The organism is Variovorax nitratireducens, from assembly GCF_051216545.1.
GTDB lineage: Bacteria > Pseudomonadota > Gammaproteobacteria > Burkholderiales > Burkholderiaceae_C > Variovorax.
This window is the reverse complement of sequence record NZ_JBPJZO010000001.1, coordinates 168,982-195,807: the sequence shown is the minus strand read 5'-3', so window position 1 is coordinate 195,807 and position 26,826 is coordinate 168,982. Positions and strand designations below refer to the sequence as shown.

Below are 26,826 nucleotides of genomic sequence, written 5' to 3'. Positions count from 1 at the left end.
CAAACTTCACTCCCTGAGGTCACTCACGATTCCGCTCTACTGCTGCGAATATCCGGCGCAGAAGTATTGATTACCTGTTGCAAACAAGATAGGGCAATAGTTCTCAAATTCGAACGAATTCGCCTTGCCTCAGAACGACGGCCGCGCCTGCACGCTACGTGTAGATGGTTTGCCCGCCGATGCCCACCAGCTTGCCGTACGTCGCCGCCGACCAGCCCAGCTTGCTGCGATGCGCGGCCAGGCGCGCCGCGCTGAATCGTCGGCGCGGGCCTTTTGGCATTTCCGGGTTTTGACGGATTCCGGTGGTGCCCTTCCAGGGTCGACCCCCGGTAGGGCCGCCACGCGGATGCCGCGCTCGGCCGGCTCCAACAGCTCAACCGGGTTTGCCGTGCAGGCGCAGCCCGACCAGCATCAGCAGTGCCGCCAGCACCAGTGCGCCGCTGAGCAGATACAGACTCAGCGTGAAGCCGCCGGTAGCGGTCTTGATCGCACCCACCACCAACGGTGCGACCAGTCCGGCGCAGCCGCCGATGGTCGAGATCAGCGCGATGCCCGCAGCTGCCGCGTTCTTCGACAGCAGGGTTCCCGGCACCGTCCACAGGATCGTGAACGCGCTCGAGATGCCGATGGCGGCAAGTGCGAGGCAGGCCACGGCGGGCACCGGGCTCTTCATGAACAGCGTCGTCAGCGAAAGCCCGAGCGCACCGATGCAGGCAGTGATGGCGAAATGCCACCGGCGCTCGCCCTGGCGATCCGAGTGGCCGCCGATGATGATCATCGCGGCGATGCCCGCCAGCGCCGGCACCGTTGAATAGAAGCCGATCTGGAGCACCGTCAGCCCCATGCCCTTGAGCATGGTCGGCTGCCAGAACGCCATCGCGTAGACGCCGAGGATGACCAGGAACGAGATGAAGCCGAGCAGCCAGACGCGCCCGTCGCGCAGCGCGCTGGCGACCGTCTGCCGCTCGTGTGAACCGTGCGCCGCATGATCGTGCTCCAGCAGATGGCGCACGCGCTGCTTCTCGACATCGTTCAGCCAGGGCGCGTCGGCGGGCGTGTTCGAGAGCAGGCAGAACGCGGCCACGCCCAGCATCACGCTCGGCACGCCTTCGACCAGGATCAGCCACTGCCAGCCCGCCAGGCCGTATGCCCCGTCCAGGCTGGTCATCACGATGCCTGCCAGCGGCCCCGCAAAGAGGGGCGCCGCAGCGGGGCCCATGAAGAACAGCGCTGTGGCCTTGGCGCGGCGCCCGGCGGGAAACCAGAGCGTCAGGTAGAACAGGATGCCCGGCGCAAAGCCGGCCTCGAACACGCCGAGCAGGAAACGCAGCACGTAGAAGTGCGTTGGCGTCGTCGCGAACATCATCGCGGCCGAGGTCAGCCCCCACAGGCCCATGATGCGCAGCAGCGTCGTGCGCACGCCTATCTTCGCGAGCATCAGGTTGCTCGGAATCTCGAACACCGCATAGCCGATGAAGAAGATGCCGGCACCGAGGCCGAAGACGGTATCGCTGAAATTGAGCTGATCCTTCATCTGCAACTGCGCGTAGCCGATGTTGGTGCGGTCCAGGTAGTTCAGCACGTAGCAGGCAAACAGCAGCGGCAGCAATCGCCACGTGATCTTGCGAAAGAGCGTGTCGTCGCTGGTCTCGGCCAGCGGTGGCGCGGCGGCTCCGGCGGCCAGGGTGGCTGTGTTCATCGTTTTGTTTCTCCTCGGGTGTGGGTCAGCCACGCGCGAGTGTGCCAAATCGCCGGCGTACACCCGAGCGTCTGGTGTGGAGCGACGCCGTGGATCGCCGCAGCCGCTGTTCCCGAGCCTTCAAATGCTGATGGAGCGCAGGTGCGCACTGGTATCGCGTGCCGCACGCGTCCGGCCCGGCGGACGATTCGAACACGCAGCTTGCCATCGTAGCTAGGCCGCTTGAATCGCAATACTCAGCCATTCGGCATGTAGGCAACGGACACCCCGCGGATTCATAGTTGCGATACCCGACATTTCGAGGATCCGTATGAGAGCAACGAACGGCATTCGAGCGCTTCTGGCAACCTTCACTGTTTCGTTCGCCACCTTCGGTGCGCAGTCGTCCGGTGCAACTGACCTCACGGGCTCGGGCTCGACCTTCGCTTACCCGATCATGCTGAGATGGGCGGCAGGCTTTTACGCCAAAACCGGCTCCAAAGTGCACTACCTTGCCATCGGCTCTGGAGCCGGTATCCAGCAAGTCAAATCTGGCCAGTCAACCTTCGGCGCTTCTGACAAGCCGTTGTCGCCCGACGAACTCAAGTCTGCAGATCTGATGCAGTTTCCGATCGTGATCGGAGGAGTGGTCGCGGTGGTCAACCTCAATGGCGTCGCGCCAGGCAAATTGCGCCTGACTGGCGACCTGCTTGCCGGCATATATCTGGGGAAGATTTCGAACTGGAGCGACCCGGCGATTGCCGCCCTGAACCCTGATCTGACACTTCCAAACCTGCCGATCAGTGCGACGTATCGATCCGATGCGTCGGGCACTACGTTCAACTTTTCCAACTACCTCGGCAAAGTGAGTGAGGAATGGAGGACGAAAGTCGGGGAAGGAACGATGCTCAAATGGCCCGTGGGCACAGGCGGCAGCGGCAACGATGGCGTGGCACGCTACGTCAACTACGCCAAGGGATCGATCGGCTATGTAGAGCTCTCGTACGCGATCCAGAACAAGATGACGTACACCATGCTGCGCAACAGGAGCGGCGCCTTTGTCAGCCCATCGATCGAGAGCTTCGAGGCCGCCGCCGCCAGCGCCACATGGAGGAGCCCGGACTTTTATGAGTTGCTGACAGACGCGCCCGGCGAGCAATCCTGGCCGATCACTGCCACCACCTTCGCGCTGGTTCCACGGCATGGACGCGAACCGGCACGCTCGGCCGAAGCAATGAACTTCTTCAGGTTCTCGCTCGAGCAGGGCAAGGCTGATGCCCGCAAGTTGAACTACGTTCCTTTGCCCGATAACCTGGTCCGCCAGATCGAAGCATCCTGGGAGCGGTGAGCCGCCAGCGCTCGTAGCCTTCGCCGTCCTGTTCGACGGGATGCCCGAAACCGGACGATGCGCTCACTCGAGCGCCTTCCGTTACCAATGCTTCACCGGCCTGTCATGGTCGCTGCCTCTAATGCTCTGACAACCAAGGAGCATCCCATGCATGAACCTGCAAAGCGGCTATGGCGGCTGTGCGCAATGGCCCTCACCATGACGCTGGCCGCCTGCGGGGGTGGCAGCAGCGGAGCTGGTAGCACGGCTGCAACAGGACTGAACTCGAGCGCGGCCAAGTCGGGCGCTGCCTCGAATGAGACCGCGGCGCAGGATGGCAAGTCCTCCTCTTCAAGCAACAGCGACACCGATGTCCGCTACGCACCCTGATCAATCCAACAGTAGAAGAGCATGACCTCACGCCGCAAATTCTTGAAAAGCAGCGCAACCGGTGGCCTGGCCGCCGCCACGCTGGCCACCTTCCCGCCCAGCATCCGGCGTGCGCTTGCGATCCCCGCGCACAACGCGACGGGCACCATCAGGGACGTTGAACACATCGTGATCCTGATGCAGGAAAACCGCTCGTTCGATCAGTATTTCGGGACGATGAAGGGAGTGCGCGGTTTCGGCGACCGCTTCACGATTCCGCTGCCACAGGGACGCAGCGTGTGGCAGCAAGGGGACGCCAGCGGACAGCCTGTGTTGCCCTATCACCTGGATCAGACCCAAGGCAACGCGCAGCGCGTCAGCGGCACGCCGCACTCGTGGATCGATGGCGAGAACGCCTGGGATGGTGGACGCACTTACCAGTGGCCCAAGTTCAAGGGCGCCAACGCGATGAGCTACTACAAGGAGGCGGAACTGCCGTTTCAGTTCGCGTTGGCCAATGCCTTCACCTTGTGCGATGGCTACCACTGCTCGATGCACACCGGCACCAACTCCAACCGAATGTTCCTTTGGACCGGCACCAACGGCCCCACTGGAGCAGGCGTCGCCTCCGTCAACAACGAATGGGATTCGATCGATGCATCGACGCTGGGCTACCAGTGGAAAACCTATCCCGAACGACTGCAGGAAGCCAAGGTCAGCTGGATCGTCTACCAGAACATGCCTGACAATTTTGGCGACAATCCGCTCGCCGGCTTTAAGCAGTACCGCAAGGCCAACGAAGCGTCCGGCAAACCCGTGAGCAACGAGGCGCTGTCACCCGCCTATGATCCGGCGAGCGACGACACGGGCAACCCGCTGTACAAGGGGATTGCCAACACGATGCCCGGCGAGTACGGCAATGCCGACAGCTACTTCGAGCGCTTTCGCCAGGACATCAAGAACGGCAAGTTGCCGCAGGTGTCGTGGGTGGTCGCACCGGCCACCTATTCTGAACACCCAGGTCCGTCGAGCCCGGTGCAGGGCGCGTGGTACATCCAGGAAACGCTGGACGCACTGACCGCGGTGCCCGAGGTCTGGAGCAAGACGGTGCTGTTCATCAACTTCGACGAGAACGACGGGTATTTCGACCACTACCCATCGCCTGCCGCGCCATCCATCAACGCCGATGGCACGTCAGCCGGCAAGACAACACTTCGGGCTTCGCAGGTCGCGTACGAGCGGTTCAACTACCCGGCGCCGCCCGGCACCACCAGCCAGCCGCCACCCGACGGTCGCGTCTTCGGCCCCGGCATTCGCGTACCGATGTACGTGGTGTCGCCCTGGAGCCGGGGCGGTTGGGTCAATTCGCAGGCCTTCGACCACACGTCAGTGATCCGGTTCATCGAGAAACGCTTTGGCGTCAAGGAGGACAACATCAGTCCATTCCGGCGCGCAGTGTGTGGCGACTTGACAAGCGCCTTCAATTTCGAGCGGCCCAACGACGAACGCCTGCCGACGCTGGCCGGCCGCAAGTCGCGCGCTCAGGCCGACGCGCTGCGCGCTGCGCAGGACGCCCTTGCCCAGATTGTTCCTCCGGCGAACGCGTTGCTGCCGCTTCAGGCAACAGGTACGCGGCCTTCACGCGCGTTGCCGTATGAGTTGCATGCGAGCGCACGATGCGACGGGTTGCGTGGCCAGGTCAAGCTGATCTTCGCCAACACTGGCGACGCAGCTGCAGTCTTCCATGTTTACGACAAGCTGAACCTCGATCGGCTTCCGCGCCGTTACATGGTGGAGGCCAACGAGCGCCTCGATGACGACTGGTCTGCGGGCGCGGACAACGCCGGCAAATACGACTTGTGGGTGCTGGGCCCCAACGGATTCCATCGTCACTTCACCGGTGATCTCAACACGCTGAAATCGCGTGGCGCGCCCGAGCCCGAAATTCGCGTGGGCTACCAGGTGCGTCGCGGTGAAATTCATCTGAAGCTGCGCAACGACGGCGAACGCGCATGCTGGTTCACTGTGGAAGCAAAGGCCTATCTGCCCGATCGCGGCGACCGCGCGTGGCGCGTGCGCCTGAAGGGCGGCGAAGACGCCGGCAGGCACTGGGATCTGGACGGCAGCGGCCAGTGGTACGACTTCGAGGTGAAGTGCGATGCCGACCCGGTGTGGTCGCGCCGCTTTGCCGGCCGTGTCGAAACCGGCCGCCACTCGGTCAGCGATCCAGCAATGGGGCAATCCGGCGTCTGAGGCCGCGCGCCGGGCGTCACGGCGCGGTTCACCCGGTCGTCATGGATGGCAGATGCCGTCCGGTCAGGCCCGCGCGCAGCCGCAACCTCAGCCCCACGGGCGACATCGTGAACGCCAGCCGCTCCTGCACGCTCGTGCCGTCAGCGGTCGAGACGTCGGCGATCTCGAACGCGCCGAGCAGCATGGCGGCCACCATCTTCATCTCCGACAGCGCAAGGTAGCGGCCGGGACAGGTGCGCGGCCCGGCGCCGAAAGGCATGGCGACCCGCTTGGCCGAGCTCGCCGCCCGGCCCGGACCATCCCCGGCGAGCCAGCGTTCCGGCCGGAACGCCTGGGGATCGGCGAAATGCGCGGCATTCACGGCCCCGGGGCGCATCAGGCACATCACCGGCGTGCCGGCAGGCACGGCCACGCCGTCCACCACGGTGTCGCGCACTGCCTCCTGGATGAGGAGCGGGGCAACCGGCTTCAGCCGCATCGTCTCGTGCGCACAGGCTTCCACGAAATCGAGTTGGCCCAACTGCTCGTGGGTGGGATGGGATTGGGTGCCGAGCACGCGGCGAACTTCCTCGGTGGCCCGTTGCGCGGCTTCGGGATGGCAATGCAGCAGCCAGACCATCCACGCCAGCGTGTTGGCCGTCGTGTCCTCGCCGGCCAGCAGCATGGTCAGCATGTTGCCGGAGACGTCCTCGTCGGTCAGCTCGGAGCCGGGCCGGTCGCGCTCGGCGACCATGGCTTCGATGAGGTTGCGGGGGTGCTCGCGCAGTTCAGGGTCGTCGGCGAGCCGCTGCCTCGCAGCGGCGATGAAGCCGTTCACCGCGCCGTGAACGGCCACCAGATCCTCTTCCACCGCCCGGTCGCGCCGCGTCAGCCAGCGCGGCAGCGGCGACAGCACGCGCTTGGCCAGCGCCGGCAGCAGCTTGTCCAGGTGCTGCTGGATCACTTCGTCGTCCGACTCCAGCGTGTTGATGTCGGTGCCGAAGGCCAGGCCGGCGGTCACGTCGACGGTGTAGCGCATCAGATCCGCCTGCAGGTCGATGGCAAGCCCGGCGTCGGCGGCCTGGCGCCAGCGGCGCTCGAAGCGCTGCGTGACCTTCACCAGCATGGGATGGAAGGCCTTGATGTGGGCCGGATCCAGGCCGCGCAGCACCATGGGCCGGTGCCGTCTCCATTCGTCGCCATTGACGGTGAACAGGCCATTGAAGCCCAGCGAGCGAGCCGCTGCGTTGAGCTTTGCGCCGCGCTGGAATCCGTCGGGCCGGTCGCGCAGCACCGCGGCGACCGTCCCAGGGTTGGAGATGACGACGAACTCGCGGGAGGCGATGCGGAACCGGTAGATCTCGCCGTACTCCCGCGCCCACTGCTCGACCTGCTGATGCAGGCGTTCGCGCTCGATCTGGAGGGCATTGCCCAGCAGAGGCAGGCCGCGGGGCCCTGGCAACTCGCGAATGCGACGCACGGGTGCATCCGCACGCGGTTCATCGGTGGTGATCGCCATGTCGGCCCCTTCGTGCGCCGGCGCGCCAAAAGCGCGGCATCTTATCTCGCGATGAGCGCCGCCCGGCCGCCCGAAGGCGCTCGCCCCCTCCTTCAGGAGGGGGGGCGAAGTCCACGCAGTGGCGAGCCTGGGGGAGGTTATTCACGACTGCCATCAGAAGCCGAACTGGAAGAGCTGGTTGTCCAGCCAGCGCCGCAAAACGTCCACGGGCCGCGGCGCGGACGCCTGTGGCATCCGCGAGGCCACGCCGCGCTTCAGCTCCATGCGCAGCACCACCCGATCTTCGCCCTGGGCGCATGCAACGAAGCCCATGCGCTGCATGAAGCGGATCGTCCGGTGGTCGGAAGAAGGCACCTCGCCCACGAGCCGGCGCAGGCCGGCATCGCGCGCCGCCCCAAGCAAGTGATCGAGCAAGGGGTCGGCCAGCCCCTGGCCCTGCCAGATGTCAGCCACGACCAGCGTGAGCGCCGCGGATTCGCCGTCCGCGCCGACGTCGTAGCGCGCCTCCCCGATCACCTCCTCGTCATGGTCCGCGCTCAGCGTGGCGACGAAAGCGACATGGCGAACGCCGTCCACGTTGACCAGATCCACCAGCATGGCCGGCGAGCAGGCACCCAGGCCGCGGCCGAAGCGCTCGCCGCGCGACACGGCCGACAGCCCCGCGACGAAGCCGCCGAAGCGCTTCGCGTCGTCTGAACGTACGGTACGTATCTGGGCCTCCGCGCCATTGCGCAGCCGCACGTGCCGAGGCAGTCCCACGGCACGCCGCGTCGCGGCGATGGCTGCGGCCGGGGTGGTGTTCGCATGGCGCATGGCGCTGTTCCATTGGCTTGTGAAAGAGGCGCCAAGCTTCTCGCGCCACGCCTTTTCAGTCCTTAAGTAGTACTGAAACATGCTGAAGCCCGCTTCAGGGCGGCCGCCGGCCTGCGAATTCAGAACGCTTAAGGGCCGCATCCATGACGCCGCGGCCGCCTTCGGCGACAGTCCGGGCACGGATCCAGCCGGGTTCGACTGATCCGACTGATCCACCCACGAACCATGGCCCTGAATGCACCGCGTTACGTCTGCCTGTCCGACCTCCACCTCGGCGCCGCCTACAGCACCCTGACCTATGCCGACGCGCAGGGTCGGCCCGATCCCGGCCGCCCGAGCGACACCCAGATCGCCTTCGGCAGCGCCTTGCGCCAGCTGCTGTCCACCATGGAGGGCCCGCCCCCGACGCTGATCCTGCTGGGCGACGTGCTCGACATGGGCCTGTCGCCGATGGGCGACGTGGCGGCGGCGTTCCGGTGCTTCGTGGAGACGGTGATGCAGGACGGCGGCCGTCCGGTTTTCGCCCCGCGCGTGCTGTACGTGCCCGGCAACCACGACCACCATCTCTGGCGCATCGCGCAGGATCAGCAGTACCAGGACGCGCTGCAGCAGGGTCGCATCGAAGACGACCTGATCAAGCACACCGCACTGTTCGAGCCCGCGGGCGACGAGGCCGAGGCCGCCCGGATCGGCTCGGCGATGCTGACGCGGCTGGCGGCCGGCTGCCCGGGCCTGGCCGACGCGCGGGTGGACATCGCCTACCCGAATCTTGGCCTGCTCGATGCGTCGCGCCGCCGTTGCGTGGTGCTGCACCACGGGCACTACATCGACCCGATGTACCGGGTGATGACGATGCTGAATGCGCAGGCCCCGGGCCGGAGCGCGGGACGCAACCCCCGCGCCGTGACGGTCTCGGATCTGGAGGGCCAGAACGGCGCCTGGGTCGACTTCATGTGGTCCGACCTCGGCAGCTCGGGCATGACCGGGGCTGGCGCCGGCAAGCTCTACGAGGTGATGCGCGATGCCGCCGCATCACACGACTTCGCGCAACGGCTGGCCGCCCTGCTGGTGACCAAGCTCGACCAGAACTTCGGCATGAGCGGGAGCATGGCCGTGTTCCAGGGCATCACCGTCAACCAGCTCGTGCTCGGCACGCTCGACGCCACGCTGGGCCGGGGCGCCGAGTCGCAGCGCGACGGCTATTCCGAAGTGATGAGTGCCGATGACGTGGCGGATCTGCGCTGGTACCTGTCGGGGCCGGTGAAGCTGCAGCTCGAGCAGGCCGGGCTCAAGCCCTCGGAGCTGGATTTCAGCTTCGTCTTCGGCCACAGCCACAAGCCGTTCGAGGACGAGTTGCCGGTGGCGGGCTTCGACCGGCCGGTCGGCATCTTCAACACCGGCGGCTGGGTGATGGATCAGCCCACCATGACCTCCACGCAGGGCGCCTCGGCCATGTTCATCGACGATGCGCTGAACATCGCGTCGCTGCGGCTGTTCAACGACCCGGTGAACGGCCGCGTGCCCCCGGTGCACGCACGGGGCGGCGGCGGCTTCCGCGACCGCGACAACCCGATGCTGGCGGCGCTGGCCGCCGGCATCGAATGCACCGCACCGGCGTGGGAGGCTTTCTCGCGCAACGCGCAGCAGGCCACGCAGAGCCGCGCCACGCTACTGCTCGACGAATTCTTCACCGCCTCGGTCGCGGCGGTGGCGGCCGGAGCCCAGACGATGGCAAAGGCGAAGGCATGACGATGAAGCCCATTTCCCTCCCGCTCGGCGAGATCGCCTCGCACTACACGGTGGTCGTAGTCGGTTCCGGCTATGGCGCCGGCGTGGCGGCTTCGCGCCTCGCGCGTGCCGGCCAGACGGTCTGCGTGCTGGAGCGCGGCCGCGAGATCCTGCCCGGCCAGTTCCCGAACGACCTCTCCACCGCGCAGGCCGACATGCAGATCGACGGTGCGCGCGGCAAGCTCGGCGCGCCCGACGGCCTGTACAACCTGCACCTGAACGACGACATGCTGGCGATGGTGGGCTGCGGCCTGGGCGGCACCTCGCTGATCAATGCCAACGTCGCGCTGGAGATCGATCCGCGCCTGTTCGACGCGACGCCCTGGCCGGCCGAGTTCCGCCGCGACCCGAAGCTGCTCGACCCCTACATCACACGGGCCCGGCAGATGCTCGACCCCTCGCCCTATCCGGAGGATTCGGAGCACTTTCCTCCGCTGAACAAACTGTTGGCGCTGCAGAAATCGGCCGCGACGATGAAAAAGCCGTTCAAGCGCCCGCCGATCGCCGTGAACTTCGTCGACCAGGTGAACCCGTTCGGCGTGACGCAGCCGCGCTGCAACCTGTGCGGCGATTGCACCAGCGGCTGCAACGTGGGTGCGAAGAACACCACACGCATGAACTACCTGCCCGACGCGCACGGCCACGGCGCGCAGATCTTCACGGGCGCGCGGGTCAGCCACGTCGAGCGCGACGGCGAGCGCTGGCGCGTGTTCTTCGACGAGGTCGCCTTGCGGGGTTCGGAGGGCTCGGAGGGCTCGGGCGCGCAGGAGGCCGTCGGCCGGCGCAGCGTCACCGCCGATGTGGTGATGGTCGGCGCGGGCGCCCTGGGCTCGACCGAGATCCTGCTGCGTTCCAAGGCCCACGGCCTGCCCTTGTCGGACCGGCTCGGCCAGCGCTTCTCGGGCAATGGCGACGTGCTCGCCCTCGGCTACAACAGCTACTGGCAGTCCGACACCGATGCCCAAGGCCAGACGGTTCAGCGCAACATCAATGGTGTCGGCATGGGGCGCAACGAGGTCGCGCTGGCCGATCTGCCGGGGCCGTGCATCACCGGCGTGATCGACATGCGCCAGACGGCCGACGTGGGCGACGGCCTCGTGATCGAAGAGGGCGTGCTCCCCGGTGCGCTGGCCACGATGCTGACACCCGCGCTGTTTTTCGCCGACGCGATGCTGGGCGGCGAGTTCGCGTATGGCGCCACGCAGGCCAAGCCCCGTCTGCTCGATGCCCAGGTTCTGGGCGAGGCGGTGCAGAACGACCCCGGCAGCCTGACCAGGCTGGCCTACAGCGGCGCGGTGGCCCGCACGCAGACCTATTTGGTGATGAGCGTGGACGAGGCGGCCGGCCGCCTGCACCTCGAGGACGACCGGCTGCGCATCGACTGGCCGAACGCCGGCGCCAGTCCCACGATCGCCAGGGACGAGGCGTGGCTGAAGGCCGCCAACGACGCGGTTCAGGGCCAGTTCATCCCGAATCCGCTGTCGAGCGAATCGCTCGGCCGCAAGCTGATCACCGTGCACCCGCTCGGCGGCTGCGGCATGGGTGACAGCGCGCGCGATGGCGTGGTCAATCACCAGAGCCAGGTGTTCTCGGGCAGTGAAGGCGACGCGGTGCACGAGGGCCTGTACGTCTGCGACGGCGCGGTGCTGCCGGGCGCGGCAGGCGTGAATCCGCTGCTGACCATCACCGCGCTGGCAGAGCGCGCCTGCCAGAACCTGTGCGACGCGCGGGGCTGGGCGGCCGAACTCGGCCTGAAGCCGCGCCAGGTCTTGCCGGCGCGCAAAGCATCCTCGCCTCCTGCCGTGACGCCCGCCGCACCGCCCGCCGCGCCTCGTGCGAGCCTGCTCGAGCGGCTGGAGCACGGGCTCTCGTCGATCGCGCACGACGCCGAAGCGCTCCTCCAGAGTGTGACCGGCCATCTCGAAGCGGGCGCCATCGATCTGGCGAAGCACGCGATCAAGCTCCTCATCGAGAAGGATCCGGCGCTGCTCAGCCCGAGCTTCCAGTTCACCGAGACCATGCAGGGCTGGATCAGCACCGAAGCGGTGGTCGCGCGCCCCCACGCGGCACCCCGCATCGCCAACGACTACGAAGTCGCCAGTGCCTGGGGCCGCGTGCGCAACCAGACGATGCGTTTCGAGCTGACCATCCACACGCACGACCTGTACGCGATGGTCTCGGATCCGACCCACGCCGCGACCATCTCCGGCACCGTCACCTGCCCGGCACTGTGGCACGAGCCGATGCCGGTGGCGAGCGGCGTGTTCCACCTGCTGCCGGCCGACGCGCAGCGCGTGGAAACCTGGACCATGACCTACGAGATGATGCTGCAGCGCGGCGACTCGCGGCTGCGCTTCAAGGGCCACAAGCTGCTGCACCAGCGACCCGGATCCTCACCCTGGACCGACACCACCACGCTGTTCGTGCGGGTGCACGACGTGGAAAACGCCGCGAGCCCGTTGGTCGCGCAGGGCATCCTGACGCTGGACCTCGAAGACCTCCTGTGGCAGTCGTCCTCCATCCGGCTCGAGCCGCCCGCGAACCTGCTGGGCGAGCTGGAGCAGCAGGTGCCGGCCGCGCGCAACGCCATCAACGCCGTCTACCTGGCCAAGTTCGGCGGCTTCTTCGGCACGACGCTGTTCCGCGCCTACGGCGGCCTGCTGTCGAACCTGAACAACTTCCCGGCGCTCGACCTGCCGCAGCTGCAGCGGCGCGCATTGCACGCACCGGCGCCGGTGCCGCACAGCCTGGACGTCGGCGACGGCTTCCGCATCAAGCTCACCCGCTATGCCGGCGGCGCGCGCGGGCCGGTGGTGCTGGCGCCGGGTTTCTCGGTGCGGGCGTCGTCCTTCGCCACCGACACGGTGGAGCAGAACCTGGTGGAAGCGCTCTGTGCGCGCGGCTATGACGTGTGGCTGTTCGACTACCGGGCCAGCCCCGATTCCGGCAGCCCGATCGCCCCTTTCACGATTGACGACATCGCCCGCGTCGACTGGCCGGCCGCGGTCCGCTTCATCCTTCAGGAAACCGGCGCACGGGATCTGCAGGCGATCGCGCACTGCGTCGGCTCGATGAGCCTGCTGATGGCCCTGCTCGACGGTATGACCGGCGTGCGGTCGATCGTCTCCTCGCAGCTGACGCTCCATCCGGTGACGAACTGGCTCAACTACGCCAAGGCCGACCTCGGCCTGGCCCGGCTGCTGGAAGGCTATGCCCCGCTGGAGGATCACTTCGACAACGTGCCCGGCACCACCGACCTGGACCGCGAAATCGACACGCTCGCCTGGAAGGTGCCCATTCCCTCCGGCGAGGAATGCAAGAACCCGCTGTGCCGCCGCGTGTTCTCCATCTTCGGCCCCTCGTACGCGCATGCGCAGCTGAACAACGCCACCCACACGGCGCTGGCGGAAATGTTCGGCTGCGTGTCGCTGCGCCCCTTCGAGCAGTTGAGCCTGATGATGCAGCAGGCCAAGGCGGTGGACAGCGAAGGGCGGGACGTCTACGTCGTGCCCGAGAACGCGCCGCGGCTGGCGCTGCCGATCAGCTTCGTGGCCGGCGCCGGCAACCAGCTCTTCTTCCCGGAAACCTGCATCCGCACGCAGAGCTGGCTGTCGGCCTTCAACGACCCGGCGCTCTACACGCGCCACATCTTCGACGGCTACGCCCACATGGATCTGTTCATCGGGCGGGATGCGGCGCGGGACGTCTTCCCCTACCTGATCACGCAGCTCGAACGCAGATGAAGGCTCTCCCCCAGGCTTCCCCACTTCGTGTGGTCCGCCAACCCCCTCTCCGGGGGCAACACCAGCGGCCCGGCGAAGCCGGTTCCGCGGTGTTTCCCGACCGGGGCACGCGGCCTCTTGTGCCGCAGGTCGCGTGAAAGCCGCGTGAAGCTCAGTCGATCAACCGGGATGTCCAGTCACCAGCGCCACGGTGGCGTCCTCGTCGAGGCCGGTTCCTTCGAGGCGCCAGGCCTCGAAGCTGGCCGCCGGATGCGCGGCGCCGATGAGCGCCAGCGCGGCCGCCATCGTGCGGATGTCGCTGGGCGCGCGCCGCTCGCCGCGCCGCTGGCGCGCGGCGTCGTCGCAGCCGATCAGCAGCGCCGCCTCGCGCAGCCGGCCCTGGCGCGCCGCGAGCAATGCCAGCATGCCCGCAAAGTGGCGCAGGCCGACCGAACGGCGGCAATGTGGCAGGCTTCGAAGCACCTGGGCCTGGGCCTCCTTGAGCGCACCCTGGCCGGTAAGCGCATGCGCGTACCAGTTCAGCGCGAAGGCCATCATCTGCGCATCGGTCAGCGGCGAGCGCTGCAAATGCTCGATGAGCCTGCGGAACTGGGCAACTGCCTCGTCGACGTGCCCCAGTTCGTGATGCATGGCAGCCAGGTTGTTGAGCACATGGAACAGCGTGCGCGCGTTGCCCTCCGACCGCACCAGCGGCAGCGCCTGGGAGAAGGCAGTCAACGCCTGGACGGGCTGGTCCTGGTAGCGCCGCACCAAGCCCATGCAGAACAGCCAGGTGCCCTTGAAGGCGCGCAGGCCGGGTTGCTCGACCAGCTCGCGGCATTGCACCAGCCTGCGCTCGGCGCTGTCGAAATCGCCGCTCACAGCTGCCACGTAAGCGTTCGAGCAGAGGGTGAGGGCCAGCAGGCCGTGCGGCGGCTGTCGCTCGAAGATGTCGCAGGCGCGGTCGAGCAGCTGCATCCGCCGCTGCGCACTGATGCCGCCGTGCAGCCCGACCAGCGCCAGGCCGAGACTGAACTCGGCCACCACCTGCGCCGGCGTGGCCTCGTCGATCAGGGGCTCGGCCATCAGCATCCAGCGGACGCACTCGGGGTAGCGGCCTGCCTGGTACATCAGCACAGCGGCGATGTTCACCAGGTCGAGCGCCAGCGCGGCATCGCCGCCGGGGCCGCAGGCCCATTCAATCGCGCTGCGCAGATTGTCGATCTCGGGGCTGCAAGCCAGCACCCACTGATCCGTCGTCTCGTGCCCCAGGCGGTCGGCGCGGGTTCGGCGGTCAAGCGCCGAGTGCATGCAGCGCGCATGCCATTGCCGCAGGCTTTCCCATTCGGAGGCCGCCTCGAGCTGCTCGCGGGCGTAGGCGCGGGCCGTCCCCAGCAGGCGGTAGCGCGGCACCGGCCCTGCGTCGACTACGACGATCGACTTGTCGACCAGGTCGCCGAGATGGTCCAGCACGGCCCAGACATCGATGTGCTCGTCAAACGCCACCTGCTGCGCCAGTTCGAGGCCGAAGCCGCCAACGAACACACCGAGCCGGCGGAACACCTTCTGCTCGTCCGGGCTCAGCAGCGCATGGCTCCAGTCGAGCGTGGTGCGCAGGGTGCGATGGCGCGAGGGCGCATCGCGCACGCCGTTCTTCAGCACATGCAGGCGCTGGGCCAGGTGCTGCCGCACGCCCTGCACGCCCAGGAGCGGCACGCGCGCAGCGGCGAGTTCCAGCGCCAGCGGCAATCCATCGAGCTCGCGGCAGATGTCCACCACCGCCTCCAGATTGCCTTCGTCGAGCCGGAAGCCCGGCTGGATGGCGTCGACGCGGGCCACGAACAGGGCCACGGCACCGTGCGTCGCGGCGTCAGCCAGGACGGCCTGGTCCGGCACCGCCAGGGCGCCAAGCCGAACCGGCCGCTCGGCAGCCAGCTTCAAGGGCTCCTGGCTCGTGACCAGCACATGCAGGCTGGGCACCGCTTCGAGCAGGTGGCCCACGAGCGCAGTCACGGGCTCGATCAGGTGCTCGCAGTTGTCGAGCACGAGCAGTTCGTGGCCGCGCAGGCGTTCGGCCAGTTCGACGCTCGCGTCGGCCCGTTCGGGCAGGTTGATGCTCAGGGACAGCGCCACCGCGCCGGGCAGCGCGGCCGGATCCGAGATGGAGGCCAGTTCCACCATCCAGGCGCCGTCCCGGAAGTCGTGCGCCACCTGGCGGGCAACTGCCCGGGCGAGGCTGGTCTTGCCGATGCCGCCCGGCCCCAGCACGCTGAGCAGCCGATGCTGCCGCACCAGTTCGCGCAGCATCGCCAGTTCGGCATCCCGGCCCAGCAAGGGGGGCAGCAGTGCGGGCAGGTTGCCGGTGTCCGAGCGCAGAGCCCTGGCAGCGGTTGCCACGGGGGCGCCCTTGGGGCTCCGTGCGGGCGCGACGGCGCCCGCGGCGACCGCAGGCGAAGCAGGCAGGGCGTCCAGCGCGGCTGCGAAGCGATAGCCCCGGCCCGGAATCGTGACGATGGCCTGCGGCCCCAGCAGCTTGCGCAGCGCGCTCACATGCACCTGCAGATTGTTTTCCTCCACCACCAGATTCGGCCACACCATCTCGAGCAGTTCGTTCTTGGTCAGCATCCGCTCGCGGTGGGCAATCAATGCCGAAAGCACATCGAAGGCGCGGGCTCCCAGGCTGGCAGGCTGGCCCTCTACCAGCAGCTGCCGCGTGGAAGGACGCAATTCGATGTTGTCGAAGCGGTAGATCGAATCATTGGGAAGCACGAGCGACCTCAAGCGGTATTAACGCGGACAAAACGCGGACAAAGGCAGGGTTGTAACCGCGTCAGTCTAAAGTAACAACAACCGTAACAATTGTGGGCGGCCTGCCAAGACGGGCGCTCGTCCTGCACGAAGTTGCCCGCCGGCCGTCATTGCGACAGCGCCCGCGCGTGGGAAGGTGCTACTTTTCCAAAGGAGAACACCCATCATGTCCGACGACTTCGCCAGTATCAGCGCGCAAGACCGCAGCCGCATCGACATCAACGAGCCACACGAAATCCGGTATTGGACGCAGCACCTCGACGTCAGCGAAGCCGACCTTCGCAAGGCCGTGGCCGAGGTCGGCGTTTCTGCCCAAACCATCGCCGAGCATCTCGGAAAGCGCTGAGCGGATCGACGATCCCCGGCGATCGCGCGGGTACCAGGGTCGTCAATACGTTCGTGATGCAAGACACCGGAGGCGCGCGCGCCTCGATCGCCGCGGGCGTCGAAAAGGGCGTCAGGGCGTGACGTAGTCGGAGATCACCTTCCACTTGCCGTCCACGATCTGCGACAGGCGCGACTGGTCGTTGCCCAGGCGCTTGGTGGCGGTATAGGTGCTCTTCGCCGCACCGAACATGTCGGGCTCGAAGGTCATCGAGTCCATCACCTTGATGAAGCTTTCGGTCGTGAGGTTGGGGCCCGCCTTCTGGGCCACCTTGATGAACGAATCGATGATCGAGTAGCCGTAGACGCTGAACACGGTCGGGTCTTCGTTGAACTTGGTCTTGTACTTGTTGGCCCAGAAGCGCAGCGGCTGCGACTGCTCGTCGGTGTAGGGGTTCTGCACCGTCATCGTGGCGTACATGCCGTCCATCGGCTTGCCGCCGAGCTTGTGGATCAGGTCGGTGTAGGCGGCGCTGGTGCCCAGAAAGGTCGGGTTGAAGCCGGTCTTGCGCGCCTCGCCGATGGTGCCGATGGTCTCGCGGATGATCGTGCCGAGCACCACCAGGTCGCAGCCGCCGGCCTTCATCTTCGCGACCTGCGAGCTGAAGTCGGTGGCGCCGCGCTTGAACGAAGTCTTCTCGGCGATCTCCATGCCGGCCACCTTGACACCGGCCTCGGCACCCCGCTGCACTTCAAGGCCGAAGTCGTCGTCCTGGTAGATGGTGCAGATCTTCTTGGCGCCCTTGTCCTTGATCATCTTCGGCAGCGCGTGCCGAACCTGGTCGTAGTAGGTGGCGGCGAACGAGTACTTGAGCTTGTGGAAGGGCTCGTACATCTCGCGCGCGGCGGTGATCGGGAAGAAGTTGATCACGTTCTTTTCAAACTGCACCGGCATCGCCGCCATGTTCTGCGCGGTGCCGATGTGGCCGGCCATGATGAAGATCTTTTCCTGGTTGACCAGCTTCTGCGCGGCCAGCACCGCCTTCTTGGGGTCGTAGCCCGAATCCTCGACGAAGAGCGTGAGCTTGCGGCCGTTGACGCCGCCCTGTTCGTTGATTTCGTCCACGCGCAACTGCATGCCGTTGCGCGCCTGCTTGCCGTAGCCCGCGAGCGGGCCCGACAGATCCTGGATCGAGCCGACCCGGATCTCGTCCTTGCTCACCCCTTGCTGTGCCGACGCCACGCCCGCGCCGAGCGCGAGTGAAGCGGCCATGGTCAACGCTGTCAATGTCTTCATCACCATCTCCTTCGTTGTAAAAATCATCTGTACATGGCCTCGATGCGCTCCGCGTACTTGGTCTGCACCAGCTTGCGTTTGAGCTTCATCGTGGGCGTGAGTTCTTCGTCTTCGGCACTGAGCTGGGTTTCGAGCAGAAAAAACTTCTTGATCTGCTCGACCCGCGCGAACTTGGCGTTGACCCGCTCCAGCTCGCCCTGGATCAGATCCAGAACTTCCTGCGCGCGCGTCAGGCTCTGGTAGTTGCTGAAGGGCACGTCGTGATCCTGCGCATACTTCTCGACGTTCTCCTGGTCGATCATGATGATCACCGTGAGGTAGGGCTTGGCGTCGCCGATCACCACCGCGTCGGTGATGTAGGGGCTGAACTTCAGCTCATTCTCGAGTTCGCTCGGCGTCACGTTCTTGCCGCCGGCCGTGATGATGATGTCCTTCATGCGGTCGGTGATGCGGAAGTAGCCGTCCGCATCCATCACGCCCACGTCGCCGGTGTGCAACCAGCCTTCGGCGTCGATCGTCTCGGCAGTTTTCTCGGGCAGGTTCAGGTAGCCCATGAACACGTTGGGGCCGCGCACCAGGATCTCGCCGGTGGCCGCGTCGATGCGCACCTCGTTGTAGGCCGTGGCCGGCCCGATCGAGCCCGGCTTGATGCGCTGGATCGGCACCGCGGTCGAGGCACCGCACGACTCGGTCATGCCCCACACCTCAAGCATGGGAACACCGAGCGCGAGGTACCACTTGACCAGTTCCGGCGAAATCGGCGCCGCGCCGGTGACCAGAAAGCGCGCCCGGTGGATGCCGATGAGCTTGCGCGCGTTGTCGAGGGCGAGCAGGCGCGCCAGGCGGAACTTGAGCTTGAGCCCGCCGCCCACCGCCTCGCCCGCCATCACCTTCGCGGCGATGGTTTCGCCCACGCCGATGCTCCACTTGTAGGCAGCCTGCTGCAGCGGGCCGGCTTCCTTGAGCGCGATCATCACGCCTGAATAGAACTTCTCCCACACGCGCGGCACGGCGGTGAACACCGTGGGCGCGATCTCGCGCACGTTCTCGGGAACCGTTTCCGGGTTCTCGACGAAGTTGAGGATCGAGCCGGTGTACATCGCGAAGTACTCGCCGCCCATGCGCTCGGCAATGTGGCACAGCGGCAAAAAGCACATGCGCTCGTCGCGCTCGTCCTGCGCGACCAGCGTGTTGTAGCCACGCGCGGTGTAGACCAGCCCCGCGTGGCTGTGCATCGCGCCCTTGGGCTTGCCGGTGGTGCCCGAGGTGTAGACCAGGATGGCGAGGTCTTCGGGCCGGCAGGCGGCCACGCCGCGCTCGACCGCGTCGGGGTGCGCCAGCAGGTATTCACGGCCCAGCGTGCGCAGCGCGGCGAGGCTCATCACGCCGGGGTCGGCGAGGTCGCGCAGGCCTTCCATGTCTGCCACGATGACCTTGCGCAGCAGCGGCAAGCCGGCACGCACTTCGAGTGCCTTGTCGAGCTGCTCGTCGTCTTCGACGAACAGCACGGTGGTGCGCGAGTCTTCGCAGAGGTACTGCACCTGCGACGCGGCATCGGTCGGGTAGATGCCGTTCGACACGCCGCCGCAGCTCAGCACCGCCAGATCGCACAGCACCCATTCGATGACGGTGTTGGACAGGATCGACGCACACTGCCCCGGGCCGAAGCCGAGCGCCATGAGGCCGCCTGCAATTTCGCGCACGGCGTCGGCGGTCTGCTTCCAGCTCCAGGCGCGCCAGATGCCGAGCTTTTTCTGGCGCATCCAGGTGGCATCGCCGCGCTTGGCCACCGCGTTCCAGAACATCGCGGGCAGGGTGTCGCCCGGCACCACGACGTCCTTGCCGGGCTGGATGGTGGAGAGATCCCAGAGTCCTTGCATGGCGGCTTATCTCCAGGTCTTCTTTTTCTTCCAGCGCCGCTCGCCGCGCACGCCGTCGTCCTTGAGGCCGAGGTAGAACTCCTTGATGTCGTCCTTCTCGCGCAGCCGTTCGCAGATGTCTTCCATGACGATGCGGCCGTTCTCCAGCACGTAGCCGTAGTCCGCGGCATTGAGCGCCATGTTGGCGTTCTGCTCGACCAGCAGGATGGTGGTGCCGCGCTCGCGGTTGATGCGCACCACGATCTCGAAGATTTCCTTGGTGAGCTTGGGACTCAGGCCGAGACTGGGCTCGTCGAGCAGGATCAGTGCCGGTGCGGCCATGATGGCGCGCGAGATCGCCAGCATCTGCTGCTGGCCGCCGGAGAGCAGCCCGGCGTCCTGCGTGGCGCGCTCGTGCAGGATCGGGAAGTAGCGAAACACCGTTTCCATGTCGCGCGCGACGCCGTCGCGATCGCTGCGGGTGTAGGCGCCCATCAGGAGGTTGTCTTTCACCGACAGCAGCGGAAAGACTTCGCGCCCTTCGGGCACATGGCTCAGGCCCTGCTGCACGATGAAGGCCGGATCCTTGGCCGTGATGTTGTGGCCCTTGAACTCGATGCTGCCCTTGCGCGGATCGATGATGCCGGAGATGGTCTTGAGGATGGTGGTCTTGCCGGCGCCGTTGGAGCCCAGCACCGTGGCGATCTCGCCGGCGCGCACCTTCAGGCTCACGCCCCGGATGGCCTTGATGGGGCCGTAGGCGCTTTCGACGTTCAGCAGTTGGAGGACGACTTCGGTCATTGGAGGGCCCTGATGCTTGGGGTGCGTCGGCGGGTGGCATGCGCTGGGGCGGCCGACGTCACCGGCCCTTCGGGCTGCCCTGCGCTGCTCGCGGCAGGCGGGGTCCGCGTGAACTCGCTTCGCTCAAACAGCACGCGGCCCTGATCCGCCTGCCGCTGTGCTGCTCGGCGGTGCCTCAACGGCCGCCCCAGCGCATACCACCCACCGACGTGGACACTTGGGGGTTGCATCCGGAATGCGCAGACCTTCACACCACCACCAAGGCCGGCGCAGCAGGGTCGGCCAGCCCGCACCGCACACCGGGCGATCCAACCATGGGAAACGAAGATTGAAGCGCCAGTCACGCCACAGCCCTCCTCAAGCTGCTCACGTCGTCCACAGTCCCCAGATACGCCTCGATAACCTTGCCATCCGACTGCACTTCGCGCGGCGTACCGGTGGCCAACACCTCGCCCATGTTCATCGCCAGCACCCGGTCGGACACCTTGGACACCAGCGACATGTCGTGCTCCACCATCAGCACCGACACGCCGAGCTCCTGCTGGATGTCCTGGATCCAGAACGCCATGTCGGCCGTCTCTTCGACGTTCAGACCCGAAGACGGTTCGTCCAGCAGCAGCAACTTGGGCTCGGTGCACAACGCGCGGGCCAGTTCCACCACCTTGCGCACACCGTAAGGCAAGCCTGCCACCATCGAATCGCGGTGGTGCTGCAAGTCCAGCAGATCGATCACCTGCTCGGCCTTCTCGCGCGCGGCGATCTCGGCGCGGCGCGTGGCGGGGGTGAAGAACACCTCGCTCCAGAAGCCGGTCTGGCGGTGCGTGTGCCGGCCGATCAGCAGGTTGTGCAGAACCGTCGCGTGCTCGAACAGCTCGATGTTCTGGAAGGTGCGCGCAATGCCCAATGCGGCGATCGCATGCGGTGCCTGGTGCGTCAATGCGATCGGCCCATCGGCCTCGCCATGCCAGGTGATCTCGCCCGTGGTTGGCGTGTAAATGCGGCTGATGAGGTTGAACACCGTGGTCTTGCCGGCACCGTTCGGCCCGATCAGCGTGAACACCTCGCCGCGCCGCACGTCGAAGCTCACCTTGTTGACCGCGAGCACGCCGCCGAAGCGCACGCTCAGGTCTTTGGCTTCTAGGAGGACATCGGTGCTGGTCATGGCAGGTGGTTTGACTTGCTGGCGCTGACGTTCGGGGTGCGTGCCGAGGACACCGGGTACCTCCCTCCGCGAATGTCCCCCGGCTTCGCCTCCTCCTTTATTTCGCTGCGGGAGGCACCCGATGCCCTCGGCACGGGACACGCTGCGTCGTATTCGTCGATGAACCACGGCTCTGACGGATCGCGCCGATGGTGTGCTCTGCGCAGCGAAATAAAGGAGGAGGCCGCAGGCCGGGGGACATTCGCGGAGCAGAGTACGCCGTCGGCCTGATCCCGCCCGCAGCGACCCGAACGCCCCAAACCACGCAGTCCGCAAGAAAACGAAAAACGGGTTCTCATCGCAGCCGATCCGACTTGGTAAACGACTTCTGCCGCTTGAACAACCCCTTGCGGTAGAACGGAAACAGCTGCAGCCAGGTGCGCACCTTCAACCAGCGGCCGTACAGGCCCAGCGGCTCGAACAGCACGAACGCGATCAGCACCGCACCGTAGACGAAGCCCTGCAACCCCGGCGCCTGACCGATGAACGCAGGCAAATAGTCCTTGCCGAGCGAGATCAGCTGCGGCATCGCGATCAGGAAGATCGCGCCGAGAAACGCGCCGTGCACCGACCCGAGCCCGCCGATCACCACCATCAACAGCAGGTCGATCGACTGCAGGATGTTGAACTGATCCGGCGAGATGAAGCTGAGCTTGTGCGCATAGAGCGCGCCGCCCACGCCCGCCAGCGCCGCCGAGATCGCGAACGACAGCGTCTTGTAGCGCGCCAGATGAATGCCCATGCTCTGGGCCGAAATCTCCGAATCGCGGATCGCGACGAAGGCGCGGCCCGTGGCCGAGCGCAACAGGTTGAGGATGCCGAGCGTGGCCAGCAGCGCGATTGCCAGGCACAGAAAGTAGAAGCCCTCGCCCGACCCCAGTTGCCAGCCGAACAGCGACGGCGCCTTCACGTGCAGGCCCGAGTTGCCGCCCGTGACGCTCTCCCAGCGCGCGAACACCTCCTCGACGATGAAGCCGAACGACAGCGTCGCGATGCCGAGATAGATGCCCTTGACCCGCAGCGCCGGCAGCGCCACCACCACGCCGACGCCCGCCGACAGCGCCGCCGCCGCGAGCAGCGCGATCGGGAACGGTACGCCCATGTTGGTGAGCACGCCCTGCGTGTAGGCGCCGGTTCCGAGGAACGCGGCGTGCCCGATCGAGAACTGCCCGGTGAAGCCGGCCAGCAGCATCAGCCCGAGGCCGACGATGCCGTAGATCAGCACGAAGGTGAGCTGCGCAAGCCAGTACTCCGGCACCAGCCAGGGCGCAGCCACCAGCGCCACGCACAGCAGCCCGTACCAGAGCCGGTGCCCGCCATGCTTGGCAAGCGCGATGTCCTGCGCGTAGCTGGTCTTGAAGATGAAGCGCATTCAGGCCTCCCGCCCGGCCGCCACAAGGCGAGGCCACGCCCCACCGCGGGGCAGAGAAGACACGAAGGGCCGAACGTGGGGGCTCATACTTTCTTGCGCAGCTTCTCGCCGAACAGGCCGTTGGGTTTGATCATCAGCATCAGCAGCACCACGATGTAGGGCGCCGTGTCCTTGAAGCCGTCGGGCAGGTAGAAGCCCGCGAACGACTCGACCACGCCGATCACGAGGCCGCCGACGATCGCGCCCGGCAGGCTGCCGAAGCCGCCCACCACCGCGGCCGGAAAGGCCTTGAGCCCGATGAAGCCCATGTTGGCGTGCACGAAGGTGATGGGCGCGAGCAGCATGCCGGCGATGGCCGCAACCGCCGCCGCGAGCCCCCACACCAGCCCGTTGAGCCGCTTGACCGGAATGCCCATGTAGTAGGCCGCGAGCTGGTTCTGCGACGAAGCCTGCATCGCGATGCCGAGCTTGCTGTAGCGGAACATCGCGAACAGCAGCCCGCACAGCACGGCGGTAGCCGCGATGATCACCATCTGCTCGACATTGAGCACCAGCGCCCCGAGGTTCCAGACCTGGTCCTTGTAGGGCACCGGCAGCGTGTTGGTGTCGGTGCCGATGCCCGGGATCATCGTGATCAACCCGCGCGCCACGTAGGCAATGCCGATGGTGAGCATGACGATCGAGAACTGCGGCTGGCCGAGGATCGGCCGGATCACCACCAGTTCCAGCAGCACGCCCAGCGCCGCCATCGCCAGCACCGCGAGCACGGCGGCCAGCCAGAACGGCATGCCGAACATGGCCATGCCGGCAAAGGCCGCGAAGGCGCCGAGCATCATCAGGTCGCCTTGCGCGAAGCTCACGGTTTCGGTGGCCTTGTAGATCAGCACGAAGCCGAGCGCGATCAGGCCGTAGATGCAGCCTTGCGCAATGCCCGAGATCAGCAGCTGGATGACTTGCAAGAACGGCCTCCGGTGTTCACAGCACCACGCGCCCGGCGTCGTGCAACGCCAGCCGGCGCGAGCCAGCCAGGATGTCGCTCGGCTTTAGGCCGTACACCTGCCGGATCGAATGGCTGAAGTGCGTGGAATCGGGGTAGCCGGTGTCGAGCGCGATGTCGGTCAGCGTCGAAGGCTCGCGCACATGGCGCAGCAGGCTGCGCGCGCGCTTCCACGCGCGGAATGCGCGGAACGGCACACCGGTCTCCTGCTTGAACAAATGGAGGAAGCGCGAGAACGACAGGTGCACCGCCGCAGCGCAGGCTTCGGCCGAGGCCGGGTCGGCCGGGTCGGCGTTGATGCGGTCGATGACTTCGCGGATGCGTGCGTCGAAGGGGCGCGGCGCCAGTGCGGCGCCGAAAAACAGCGTGTCGAAGTCGAAGCTGTTGAAGCATTCGCGGCCCGACGCCGACAGCAACCGCGCATGGCCGTCGCGCACGCGCTGCACGAAGGCCGGCGCATCGACCGGGCCGCAGTGCTGCAGAACCGCTGGCAGGCGCGCCGCGTCGACCGACTCGGCTTCGATCAGCAGATTGAGGATCAGCGGGCTCGCGCTCTGTACGCGGTGCGGCACCTGCGGCGGCACCACCAGCAGGTCGCCGCTCTGCCAGGCGCCGCCACCGATGCAGATGCGGTTCGGCGGTGCGCCGGCCGGCGACACATAGACGCCGTGGCCGCCCAGCGTGCGCTCGCCGGCGGCACCCAGCAGACCCGCATAGAACACGCGCTGCGTGGTGATCCACATGAGGCGCTCGCCACGCGGCGTGCGCAACGTCCTGGTCGTCTCCTGCATGCTCTTGTTGTCTCCTGCACGTGGCGTCGGATGGCGGAGCCAGCCGGGTCCTCGGGGCATCGTAGCGGGGCAGGTCGACAAGAAGCGGGTCATTTGCGCGGGGACTTTCCCTAGTCCGCGTTCGCGATGTCCGCAGGCACCCGCACCGGCAGCTCCAGCAGCATCTGGCCCATGCCCTTGCCGAGCGGATCCATGCGCGGCGAGCGCGGGCCGCCGCCGGCCAGCGCGCCGTGCAGCAACAGGTTCAGGCCGTGGATGCCGGGCAGGTGAAAGCGCTCGACCTCGCCCAGCACGAGATGCGCGAACCAGGCCTTCACCGCCTCCGGCGTCACGCCGGCCCAGATCCAGGGCAGCCACTCGGGCCGGCGCGCGACCAGGCCGATGTTGGAGATGTCGCCCTTGTCGCCGCTGCGGGCCCAGGCGAGTGCGATCAGGGGAACCTCGTGGGTGGCGCTGCGCAGATCGATTTCCGGCGGCGCTGTCGTGGGTGCGGCAGCGATCGACGCAAAGGTCGCGGGCCAGGGCACCGGCCGGGCCTCGCCCTCAGTCACCACCGACACTGGAACCTCCGATTTCGCGAGCAGGAAGGCCGAAGGCTTTATCAGCGGCGACACCGACGGCCGCCCCGCGCCCAGCCCCGTGGTGCCCGGCGCCCATGAGGTACCGGCCGGTGCGACCTCGCGCGCGAACAGTTCCAGCGCCGGCCTGGAGGCATGGTCGACCACCAGCCGCAGCATCACCTCGCGCGCGGCGCCGGTGCGGGCGCGCGGGCCATAGAGCGACTCGACGCCGAGCAGCTCGATGTGCGTGGCGCTGTAGTCGGCCCAGCGGCGCGCCGCGAACAGTTCGCGCGTGCGCTCGAGGATCGCCTCGCCGGTGCGCCGCGCCTTGGCCGCTGCGTCGAGCCCGACGATGACCAGGCTGCCGGCGCAGCGCCAGCCGTCCTGCGCGGTGGCTGAGACCTTGTAGCTGTCGGTCGGCGGGCGGCCCCGGGCGCCGGTCACCTGCACATGGTCTTCGTCCTCCTGCGTGATCACCACGTCGCGGAAGTCGCAGGCCACGTCGGGCAGCAGGTAGGCGGCCGGGTCGCCGATCTCGTAGAGCATCTGCTCGGCCACGGCCGCGCGCAGCATGCGCCCGCCGGTGCCGGCCGGCTTGGTGACGCTGAAGCTGCCATCGGCCGCGCATTCGACGATCGGGTAGCCGATGTGCGCCCAGTCGGGAATCGCCTGCCAGTCGGTGTGCAGCCCGCCGGTCGCCTGGCAGCCGCATTCGATGATGTGGCCGGCCAGGCTGCCGCCGGCCAGCCGATCCCAGTCGTCGTCGGCCCAGCCGAATTCGTGCATCAGCGGGCCGAGCGTGACGGCGCTGTCGACGCAGCGGCCCGTGACGACGACGTCGGCGCCGCCCGCGAGCGCCCGCTTCACGCCCTGCGCGCCGAGGTACGCGCTGGCGCCGAGCAGCTTCGCGGGCAGCGGCTCGCCGGTGAACATGTCCGTCGTGCCCGCCGCGCGCAGGGCCGGCAGCTGCGCGCTCACATCGTCGCCCAGCACCACGGCGATTCGTGCCGAGACGCCGAACTCGGCAGCGAGCGAGCGCAAGGCCGCGGCGCAGGCTTCGGGATGGATGCCGCCCGCGTTGCTCACCACCTTGATGCCGCGCGCAATGCAATCGGCAAGCACGTCGCGCATAGCCACGTCGACAAAATCGGTGGCGTAGCCCATCTCGGGCTTGCGCAGCCGCGCCGCGGCCAGCACGGCCATGGTGGTTTCGGCCAGGTAGTCGAACACCAGGTAGTCGATCTGCCCGGAATCGACGAGCTGGCGTGCGCCGACGCTGCTGTCGCCCCAGAACCCCGAGGCGCCGCCGATGCGGACGACAGAGCGTGGGGTGGACGGAGCAGCGGCGGGCATGGCGCGGAGCCTATG

General features: G+C 67.1%; 19 protein-coding genes. 6 read left to right on the top strand and 13 right to left on the bottom strand.

Translation table 11 applies throughout. The annotated features are described in order from the left end of the window. Window positions 1-154: 154 nt before the first annotated feature. Window positions 155-280 (bottom strand): hypothetical protein, encoded by a 126-nt coding sequence (locus tag ACSFA8_RS00985; RefSeq protein ID WP_435477661.1) that lies wholly within the window; start codon window positions 278-280, stop codon window positions 155-157. 93 nt (window positions 281-373) lie between these two features. After that, on the bottom strand, window positions 374-1,699 hold the full coding sequence (locus ACSFA8_RS00980) for an MFS transporter (RefSeq protein WP_435477660.1): 1,326 nt from the start codon (window positions 1,697-1,699) through the stop codon (window positions 374-376). 310 nt (window positions 1,700-2,009) lie between these two features. Here ACSFA8_RS00980 and pstS point away from each other — a divergent pair, with 310 nt between their 5' ends. The 3 genes from pstS to ACSFA8_RS00965 all read left to right on the top strand — a co-directional run bounded on the left by pstS (window position 2,010) and on the right by ACSFA8_RS00965 (window position 5,627). Further along, on the top strand, window positions 2,010-3,026 hold the full coding sequence (gene pstS, locus ACSFA8_RS00975) for a phosphate ABC transporter substrate-binding protein PstS (protein ID WP_435477659.1): 1,017 nt from the start codon (window positions 2,010-2,012) through the stop codon (window positions 3,024-3,026). A 147-nt stretch (window positions 3,027-3,173) separates the two neighbouring features. Beyond that, the gene (locus ACSFA8_RS00970) at window positions 3,174-3,395 is read left to right on the top strand and encodes a hypothetical protein (protein WP_435477658.1); all 222 of its coding nucleotides are present in this window, start codon (window positions 3,174-3,176) and stop codon (window positions 3,393-3,395) included. A 21-nt stretch (window positions 3,396-3,416) separates the two neighbouring features. After that, window positions 3,417-5,627 carry a phosphocholine-specific phospholipase C gene (locus ACSFA8_RS00965; RefSeq protein ID WP_435477657.1) on the top strand — a complete coding sequence of 737 codons (2,211 nt, stop codon included), beginning with the start codon at window positions 3,417-3,419 and terminating at the stop codon, window positions 5,625-5,627. 28 nt (window positions 5,628-5,655) lie between these two features. Here the strand turns inward: ACSFA8_RS00965 and ACSFA8_RS00960 are convergent, their stop codons facing one another. Together ACSFA8_RS00960 and ACSFA8_RS00955 are read right to left on the bottom strand one after the other, a co-directional pair. Beyond that, a complete protein-coding gene (locus ACSFA8_RS00960) occupies window positions 5,656-7,125 on the bottom strand; it encodes a cytochrome P450 (RefSeq protein WP_435477656.1) in 1,470 nt (489 codons plus the stop codon). Between the two features lie 153 nt (window positions 7,126-7,278). Further along, entirely contained in the window at window positions 7,279-8,154 is an 876-nt protein-coding gene (locus ACSFA8_RS00955) for a GNAT family N-acetyltransferase (protein WP_435477655.1), read from the bottom strand. A 9-nt stretch (window positions 8,155-8,163) separates the two neighbouring features. Between ACSFA8_RS00955 and ACSFA8_RS00950 the strand changes: the two genes are divergently transcribed. After that, window positions 8,164-9,687 carry a metallophosphoesterase family protein gene (locus tag ACSFA8_RS00950; RefSeq protein WP_435477654.1) on the top strand — a complete coding sequence of 508 codons (1,524 nt, stop codon included), beginning with the start codon at window positions 8,164-8,166 and terminating at the stop codon, window positions 9,685-9,687. Then, the gene (locus tag ACSFA8_RS00945; protein ID WP_435477653.1) at window positions 9,684-13,469 is read left to right on the top strand and encodes an alpha/beta fold hydrolase; all 3,786 of its coding nucleotides are present in this window, start codon (window positions 9,684-9,686) and stop codon (window positions 13,467-13,469) included. Before ACSFA8_RS00950 ends, ACSFA8_RS00945 begins: the two co-directional genes overlap by 4 nt. A 159-nt stretch (window positions 13,470-13,628) precedes the next feature. Here the strand turns inward: ACSFA8_RS00945 and ACSFA8_RS00940 are convergent, their stop codons facing one another. Next, the gene (locus ACSFA8_RS00940) at window positions 13,629-16,217 is read right to left on the bottom strand and encodes an ATP-binding protein (RefSeq protein ID WP_435477652.1); all 2,589 of its coding nucleotides are present in this window, start codon (window positions 16,215-16,217) and stop codon (window positions 13,629-13,631) included. A gap of 205 nt (window positions 16,218-16,422) precedes the next feature. Between ACSFA8_RS00940 and ACSFA8_RS00935 the strand changes: the two genes are divergently transcribed. Continuing rightward, window positions 16,423-16,602: a DUF3606 domain-containing protein gene (locus ACSFA8_RS00935; RefSeq protein ID WP_435477651.1), complete on the top strand. Its 180-nt coding sequence runs from the start codon at window positions 16,423-16,425 to the stop codon at window positions 16,600-16,602. Window positions 16,603-16,713: 111 nt separating this feature from the next. Here the strand turns inward: ACSFA8_RS00935 and ACSFA8_RS00930 are convergent, their stop codons facing one another. The 8 genes from ACSFA8_RS00930 to ACSFA8_RS00895 form a co-directional block, all read right to left on the bottom strand. Beyond that, the gene (locus tag ACSFA8_RS00930; protein WP_435477650.1) at window positions 16,714-17,877 is read right to left on the bottom strand and encodes an ABC transporter substrate-binding protein; all 1,164 of its coding nucleotides are present in this window, start codon (window positions 17,875-17,877) and stop codon (window positions 16,714-16,716) included. Between the two features lie 23 nt (window positions 17,878-17,900). Continuing rightward, window positions 17,901-19,757, bottom strand: a complete 1,857-nt coding sequence (locus ACSFA8_RS00925; protein WP_435477649.1) for an AMP-dependent synthetase/ligase — start codon at window positions 19,755-19,757, stop codon at window positions 17,901-17,903. A gap of 6 nt (window positions 19,758-19,763) precedes the next feature. Beyond that, the gene (locus ACSFA8_RS00920) at window positions 19,764-20,537 is read right to left on the bottom strand and encodes an ABC transporter ATP-binding protein (RefSeq protein ID WP_435477648.1); all 774 of its coding nucleotides are present in this window, start codon (window positions 20,535-20,537) and stop codon (window positions 19,764-19,766) included. A gap of 340 nt (window positions 20,538-20,877) precedes the next feature. Further along, the gene (locus ACSFA8_RS00915) at window positions 20,878-21,699 is read right to left on the bottom strand and encodes an ABC transporter ATP-binding protein (RefSeq protein ID WP_435477647.1); all 822 of its coding nucleotides are present in this window, start codon (window positions 21,697-21,699) and stop codon (window positions 20,878-20,880) included. Window positions 21,700-22,033: 334 nt separating this feature from the next. Beyond that, the gene (locus ACSFA8_RS00910; RefSeq protein ID WP_435477646.1) at window positions 22,034-23,110 is read right to left on the bottom strand and encodes a branched-chain amino acid ABC transporter permease; all 1,077 of its coding nucleotides are present in this window, start codon (window positions 23,108-23,110) and stop codon (window positions 22,034-22,036) included. An 83-nt stretch (window positions 23,111-23,193) separates the two neighbouring features. Then, the gene (locus ACSFA8_RS00905; RefSeq protein WP_435477645.1) at window positions 23,194-24,069 is read right to left on the bottom strand and encodes a branched-chain amino acid ABC transporter permease; all 876 of its coding nucleotides are present in this window, start codon (window positions 24,067-24,069) and stop codon (window positions 23,194-23,196) included. Window positions 24,070-24,085: 16 nt separating this feature from the next. Beyond that, window positions 24,086-24,898 (bottom strand): helix-turn-helix domain-containing protein, encoded by an 813-nt coding sequence (locus ACSFA8_RS00900; protein ID WP_435477644.1) that lies wholly within the window; start codon window positions 24,896-24,898, stop codon window positions 24,086-24,088. Between the two features lie 110 nt (window positions 24,899-25,008). Then, a complete protein-coding gene (locus ACSFA8_RS00895) occupies window positions 25,009-26,811 on the bottom strand; it encodes an acyclic terpene utilization AtuA family protein (RefSeq protein ID WP_435477643.1) in 1,803 nt (600 codons plus the stop codon). Between the last annotated feature and the right edge of the window lie 15 nt (window positions 26,812-26,826).

Coding starts and splice junctions, on each gene's coding strand:
- ACSFA8_RS00985 (WP_435477661.1), bottom strand. CDS start 280: ATGCCAAAAGGCCCGCGCCGACGATTCAGCGCGGCGCGCCTGGCCGCG.
- ACSFA8_RS00980 (WP_435477660.1), bottom strand. CDS start 1,699: ATGAACACAGCCACCCTGGCCGCCGGAGCCGCCGCGCCACCGCTGGCC.
- pstS (WP_435477659.1), top strand. CDS start 2,010: ATGAGAGCAACGAACGGCATTCGAGCGCTTCTGGCAACCTTCACTGTT.
- ACSFA8_RS00970 (WP_435477658.1), top strand. CDS start 3,174: ATGCATGAACCTGCAAAGCGGCTATGGCGGCTGTGCGCAATGGCCCTC.
- ACSFA8_RS00965 (WP_435477657.1), top strand. CDS start 3,417: ATGACCTCACGCCGCAAATTCTTGAAAAGCAGCGCAACCGGTGGCCTG.
- ACSFA8_RS00960 (WP_435477656.1), bottom strand. CDS start 7,125: ATGGCGATCACCACCGATGAACCGCGTGCGGATGCACCCGTGCGTCGC.
- ACSFA8_RS00950 (WP_435477654.1), top strand. CDS start 8,164: ATGGCCCTGAATGCACCGCGTTACGTCTGCCTGTCCGACCTCCACCTC.
- ACSFA8_RS00945 (WP_435477653.1), top strand. CDS start 9,684: ATGACGATGAAGCCCATTTCCCTCCCGCTCGGCGAGATCGCCTCGCAC.
- ACSFA8_RS00935 (WP_435477651.1), top strand. CDS start 16,423: ATGTCCGACGACTTCGCCAGTATCAGCGCGCAAGACCGCAGCCGCATC.
- ACSFA8_RS00930 (WP_435477650.1), bottom strand. CDS start 17,877: ATGAAGACATTGACAGCGTTGACCATGGCCGCTTCACTCGCGCTCGGC.
- ACSFA8_RS00925 (WP_435477649.1), bottom strand. CDS start 19,757: ATGCAAGGACTCTGGGATCTCTCCACCATCCAGCCCGGCAAGGACGTC.
- ACSFA8_RS00920 (WP_435477648.1), bottom strand. CDS start 20,537: ATGACCGAAGTCGTCCTCCAACTGCTGAACGTCGAAAGCGCCTACGGC.
- ACSFA8_RS00915 (WP_435477647.1), bottom strand. CDS start 21,699: ATGACCAGCACCGATGTCCTCCTAGAAGCCAAAGACCTGAGCGTGCGC.
- ACSFA8_RS00910 (WP_435477646.1), bottom strand. CDS start 23,110: ATGCGCTTCATCTTCAAGACCAGCTACGCGCAGGACATCGCGCTTGCC.
- ACSFA8_RS00900 (WP_435477644.1), bottom strand. CDS start 24,898: ATGCAGGAGACGACCAGGACGTTGCGCACGCCGCGTGGCGAGCGCCTC.
- ACSFA8_RS00895 (WP_435477643.1), bottom strand. CDS start 26,811: ATGCCCGCCGCTGCTCCGTCCACCCCACGCTCTGTCGTCCGCATCGGC.